The organism is Sulfobacillus sp. TH-112, assembly GCF_057473405.1.
On record NZ_JBYCKN010000082.1, the window covers coordinates 1 to 5,554 of the forward strand.

The 5,554-nt window shown below is 51.7% G+C and carries 6 protein-coding genes and 1 pseudogene; all 7 read right to left on the bottom strand.

What is annotated here, in order from left to right:
• Positions 1-38 precede the first annotated feature (38 nt).
• On the bottom strand, positions 39-1,292 hold the full coding sequence (locus ACOJWD_RS05415) for a Glu/Leu/Phe/Val family dehydrogenase (RefSeq protein WP_486992201.1): 1,254 nt from the start codon (positions 1,290-1,292) through the stop codon (positions 39-41).
• A gap of 100 nt (positions 1,293-1,392) precedes the next feature.
• Positions 1,393-1,668: a preprotein translocase subunit YajC gene (gene yajC, locus ACOJWD_RS05420; RefSeq protein ID WP_486992202.1), complete on the bottom strand. Its 276-nt coding sequence runs from the start codon at positions 1,666-1,668 to the stop codon at positions 1,393-1,395.
• Positions 1,669-1,736: 68 nt separating this feature from the next.
• Complete coding sequence (locus ACOJWD_RS05425) at positions 1,737-2,915, bottom strand: anti-sigma-I factor RsgI family protein (protein WP_486992203.1); 1,179 nt, start codon at positions 2,913-2,915, stop codon at positions 1,737-1,739.
• A gap of 14 nt (positions 2,916-2,929) precedes the next feature.
• Positions 2,930-3,670 (bottom strand): RNA polymerase sigma-I factor, encoded by a 741-nt coding sequence (sigI, locus tag ACOJWD_RS05430; protein ID WP_486992204.1) that lies wholly within the window; start codon positions 3,668-3,670, stop codon positions 2,930-2,932.
• Positions 3,671-3,721: 51 nt separating this feature from the next.
• Entirely contained in the window at positions 3,722-4,744 is a 1,023-nt protein-coding gene (ruvB, locus tag ACOJWD_RS05435) for a Holliday junction branch migration DNA helicase RuvB (RefSeq protein ID WP_486992205.1), read from the bottom strand.
• Entirely contained in the window at positions 4,744-5,349 is a 606-nt protein-coding gene (ruvA, locus tag ACOJWD_RS05440; RefSeq protein WP_486992206.1) for a Holliday junction branch migration protein RuvA, read from the bottom strand. Before ruvA ends, ruvB begins: the two co-directional genes overlap by 1 nt.
• Before the next feature lie 17 nt (positions 5,350-5,366).
• Positions 5,367-5,554: pseudogene (locus ACOJWD_RS05445) on the bottom strand (crossover junction endodeoxyribonuclease RuvC); the annotation flags it as partial.

Here is a 5,554-nt window from a genome sequence, read left to right on the forward strand (position 1 = left end):
ATCCTCCTTAACTTAAACGCACGTACTAGACGCAGCGATTATTTAAGCCATCCGCGCACTCGCATCGCTTGTGCCAAGCGGTCGGTCGCCACGAGATAGGCGGCCTTACGCAATGTCACACCAAATCGCTCATGCATGCGATGCATTTCTGAAATGGCGCGAGCCATGTATTCTTCGAGGCGCGCATTGACCTCTTGCTCGGTCCAATAAAAGCGGCTCTGATTCTGAACCCACTCAAAATACGAGACCGTCACGCCTCCGGCATTGCCTAATACGTCGGGCACCACCATGACTCCGTTATCAAATAATATCGCATCGGCCTCGGGAGTGGTCGGACCATTAGCCCCTTCACCCACAATTTTTGCGCGAATGTTTGCGGCATTGTCGGCAGTGATTTGATTTTCCAAAGCTGCGGGAAAAAGAATATCCACCGGCAGTTCTAATAACGCTTGGTTCGAAATCGGTTCGGCCTTAGAATAGCCCAGCAAATTGCGGTTAACCTTCTTGTACTCAAGCAAGTCATCCATATCAATTCCGGCCGGATTATAGAGACCACCGTCTTTATCCGAGATGGCCACAATACTTGCGCCCATACGAAAAGCGATAGTGGCGGCAACCGACCCCACATTGCCAAATCCTTGGACCGCTACCCGCGCCTTAGAAAAGTCCATTCCCAGTTCGGTAGCCAACTGACGGGTCGCAAACACCAGCCCTCGACCGGTAGCTTCCACCCGTCCCTGCGAACCGCCAATCACTAAGGGCTTTCCAGTAATGAGTCCAAAAGTATTTTCTCCGCGAATTCGGGAGTACTCATCTACCATCCACCCCATAATTTGGGGATTGGTGGAAACATCGGGAGCAGGAATATCTTTATCTGGTCCAATCACTAAATTTACGGCACGTATGTATTCACGGCTGAGCCGTTCAATCTCGCCCTCTGACAGCTGGTCCACATCACAGGCGACTCCGCCTTTGCCTCCACCGTAAGGGAGCCCCAATAAGGCGCACTTCACACTCATCCACATAGCAAGAGCCTTCACTTCATCCACATTCACATCAGGATGAAAGCGAAGGCCCCCTTTTGTCGGTCCAAGAGCATCATTATGTTGCACACGGTATCCGGGGAACACTTGAAGGGTTCCATCATCACGAACGACCGGAACAGCGACTTCAAACGTTCGCATTGGTTGCTTTAGAATTTCATACACGGCCGGCTCAAGGCCCAGTGTTTCGACAGCTTCTTTAAAGCTTTGTTGCGCTCGTAGAAACGGATTAAGTGACGTATCCGCCACTGATAACGCCTCCTTCAAAATATCTAACCGATCAGTTTCCGGTTTCGTGGGTATTATAGCATAGCCCTGTCCATAACACGCCAAAAGGCTCGGTGTGGTGTTATCGCACCGAGCCTCCTGCGGGATATTGTCCACCTATGGAGGACTTCAATACCGTGACAGCCACACCATCAGCAATCCGCAACGTGCACGAATTTTCTTCGACGGTTTCTACTGTCCCTATAATTCCTCCCACAGTCACTACTTGTTGCCCAGACTGCAGCGTACTTTGCACTTGCCGTCGATTTTTTTGTTGACGTGACTGTTGCCAAAACATCCAACCTGTCATCGCAATCAACAGCACAAAAAACAACCAATAAATAGACGTGCCTTTCATTCAAAATCCCCCTTAGTCCTATCTTCCCACATTCATTTCGTGGGCTGAGTCAAAAACTCCTTCATTGACTATAGGCCTAACTGGTTCAGAACGCTACTCACCGTCGTAATCGGGTTGAGAGGTGGTGTAGAGTGCGCCGGGGGACTAGACGAAGGCGGTGGGTTATGATGACTACTGGACGTTGGTGCCGTTGACGTGTTGTTCGTGGGCGAGATGGCGCTGGTGGACGTCGCGCTAGGCGGGGTCGAGTCCAAAAGCCCCCCAGAGGCACTCGACGACGAGGTTTGGGGACTCTTATTTTCCGAAGAGCCCCCGCTTCCTCCGACTTGCAACGATAAGACCGGCGTCGACACAGAGATTGAGGGGGTGGATATAGGTAAGCTCGGCAACACTGACTGACTGGACCGTATCGCAACCGATGGACTCGACGACTCACTATGAGACTCGGTTGTAGTTGGACTCTCGCGCGTAGGCGAACTGGACAGTCCCGTGGACACAGGAGGCGTACTGGCAGGGGCTATCACCGTCGTCGTTGAAGCCAGCAATTTTTCTACCGGCATGGTACGCACTTGGATTGCCGTCAGTGCCCGTCTCACCGCTAACGAACCATGCTGCCACAGAAGATACCGGCCCACCGAAACCTCGGGCTTGTTCATCTCGGCGACCAAACGAGCACTAATCCCGCTTACGGTCACCACCGAACCATTCACTCTATCCTGGTACATGATCTTTGAGGCCATAGAAGAAAGTTCGTCGAACCATGAGGCCTTATGCTTGGTAAATACCGCCCCTAACACAATATCGGGTGTGGATGAAGAAAGGTATCCGTCTCGGTACGCTTCGCTGACAATGTATTCAACGGCCGATGGGGCCTTCAGTCCCAGCAGCGATTTCGTCTGCAATAATTTCTTGCCTGCCGCATCAAACCCCACTTCACCGACAACGCGCCCTTGACTAGAAATATCCAGGTTGATACTAGGATTAATATCGACACTAAGGACCGCGACCACCGAACTTGACCCTAAAATCGGTGCGGTCGTGCGCGAGAGTACAAGAAATATTCCTATCGCCGCTACGAGCGGAATCGCCCACCATCCATACTTCCGTGAGTGAGGCTCAGGAATCCAAATTTCTTGACCAATATCCACGGCTTGACCCTGTAACGGTACCGTACGAAAGACGCCTCCGGGCAACAACACCGTGGCACGGCCCTCATCTAATGACATTACCACACCGCGCATACTCATATGCTTCAACCTTTCTATTGATTTAACACATACCCTTGAAGAAACGGAAAATCGTGCATCAGAATGATTGCTACCGCAATAATATACTTGCGATTTCTCTCCACCAATTTGCGACTGACACCAAATTCCTCCACCAACTTCTTAACGGGTAACTCCGCTCGTTGCATGAGCCCCTCCCGATATTGATCGTGACGGGCAATCGATCGGGCAATACCGATCGCGCGTGCTCGCGCATCCCGGTGCTTCGGTGCAACCTCCACTAAATCTTCAAAACGAATTTCAAAGCGATGCAGCATCTCTTTATATTCTTCTATTTCTTGTCGACGGGCTTCCTGCTCTTGCTGCATTCCCCATGAGGCATGTGCCAGCTTATCTAGTGGATTCGAATCCGGCTGTTCGCCGGCTTCATCATCAAATTCACTGAATGTCACCTCATTGCGCCGTCCCCGGTTTCTCCGGAAATAATCGACTAAGCGCCTTTGAATTACAGTTTGGCTAAAAGAAAGAAAACTTCCACGCTTGCCATCATACGAAGAAATGGCCTCATTAAATGCCAAAAGGGCAACACTGATCTCTTCATCAATCCCCGGACGCAGAAAGCGCCCAGTTTTTTGACTGGCGACCTTCAATACGAACGGTGTATAGTCCTGAATCAATTGATTACGGGCCTCGTCATCTCCATTCTTGGCCCTATCCAACATGACACTTGGGTCGTCCTGGCGCGAGCGCCGAAATCGGATTCCCAGGCTATTCACCCCGCCTTCTAATAACTTCGCAACCAGGGAAATATTTTAGTACCAAAACGATTACTCAAATAAATTTTTTTGTGGGTTGTCTTCAGGAAGAGCCCAACCCATTTTCTGATAAGCCAGCATCGTTAAAGTCCGACCGCGTGGCGTGCGTTGAATATAGCCCTGTTGTAACAAGTACGGCTCATACACATCCTCGATGGTGCCACTTTCTTCTCCAATCGCGGCCGCCAAAGTTTCGAGCCCAACGGGTCCCCCTTGATACCGAAGATAGAGCGTTTCTAAGAGGCGATGATCAACCATATCCAACCCGTCAGGATCGACCTCTAAAAGAGCCAAACCCTCCTGAGCCATTTCGTAGGTAATCTCTCCATTCCCCCGAACCTCAACATAATCCCTCAGTCTCCGCAACAACCGATTCGCAATTCGCGGTGTACCACGGCTACGCCGCGACACTTCAAAGGCGGCGTCATCATCCAGAGAAACTCCTAATACCTTGGCTGAGCGTTTCACAATCTCTGCCAATTCCTGCGCGGTGTAGAAATCCAAATGGACAATCACCCCAAACCGATCGCGAAGCGGGGCACTTAACATCCCTGCTCGCGTGGTAGCGCCCACCAAGGTAAACCGCGGCAAATCCAACCTCACCGATCGAGCACTAGGACCCTTGCCCAGCATAATGTCCAAATGAAAATCTTCCATTGCTGGATATAAGACCTCTTCCACGGTGCGCGCTAAACGATGAATTTCGTCTATAAAAAGCACGTCGCCTGCTTCAAGATTGGTCAAGACCGACGCCAAATCGCCTGCCCGCTCAATTGCAGGACCAGAGGTAAATCGGATGTTCACTCCCAATTCGTTAGCAATAATGTGTGCCAAGGTGGTTTTTCCCAACCCTGGCGGACCATAGAATAAGACATGATCTAGGGCCTCACGCCGTTTCTGAGACGCCTCAATAAAGATGGCCAACCGCTCGCGAATGGCATCTTGACCAATATAGTCCGCCAACCGCTGGGGACGAAGAGTCAGATCGGTTTCTTCCGGCATCACTTGCGCACCGACAATCCGCGGTTCATCCATTACCGTGCCCTCCCTCGATCAAGTGCCCGCAAGGCCTCACGCAGGCGCTCCTGAGGCGCATCCGCTCTCACTCCCCGAACCGCGTCTTGCGCTTCCGCCAGATGATAGCCCAACGATACGAGCGCTGACACCACATCATCTTCAGTGGGAGACGCGCTCGCAACCGGAGCCGTGACCATCAACGCATCGCGCTCCTCGCTATTTCCCCAGCGTCCCAACAATTCCAGTTGAATTCGTTGAGCGATCTTGGTGCCAATCCCCGGTGACCCCTTAAGTTCTTTCCAGTCGCCCGATAATACCACCTGTCGCAATCGCTCCACACCAAGATGGCTCATCACGGAGAGCGCCCCTTTCACGCCCACCCCATTCACATCGAGGAGGTCTAAAAAGACCATGCGCTCAATTTCTGTCGAAAACCCGATAAGCCGCCAGGTGTCTTCTCGAATAATGAGATGCGTATATAAACGGGTCCGCTCCCCCACGTTAGGCAGCGTCATTTCCGTCTCATGCGGCACCTCGACACCATAACCGAGCCCCCCGGAGGTACGAATGATGGCGTAGCCCGCGCGCTTTTCTCCCAAAATTCCTTCAATCTCGACAATCATTGTCTAACCCACCATTCTTACCTCGGCCCAACCACCTTTTGGTAACGTTCTAATTCCGCTCCACAAATGGCGATCGCGAGGGCATCCGCCACGTCATCCGGCTTAGGTTATTCCTTGAGCCCCAATAATCTTTGCACCATGAAATGTACTTGCCGCTTTTCTGCTCGTCCGTATCCAGTCTATGGCTGTTTGACTTCCGTGGGAG

Coding starts and splice junctions, on each gene's coding strand:
- ruvB (WP_486992205.1), bottom strand. CDS start 4,744: ATGGATGAACCGCGGATTGTCGGTGCGCAAGTGATGCCGGAAGAAACC.
- ruvA (WP_486992206.1), bottom strand. CDS start 5,349: ATGATTGTCGAGATTGAAGGAATTTTGGGAGAAAAGCGCGCGGGCTAC.
- ACOJWD_RS05425 (WP_486992203.1), bottom strand. CDS start 2,915: ATGAGTATGCGCGGTGTGGTAATGTCATTAGATGAGGGCCGTGCCACG.
- yajC (WP_486992202.1), bottom strand. CDS start 1,668: ATGAAAGGCACGTCTATTTATTGGTTGTTTTTTGTGCTGTTGATTGCG.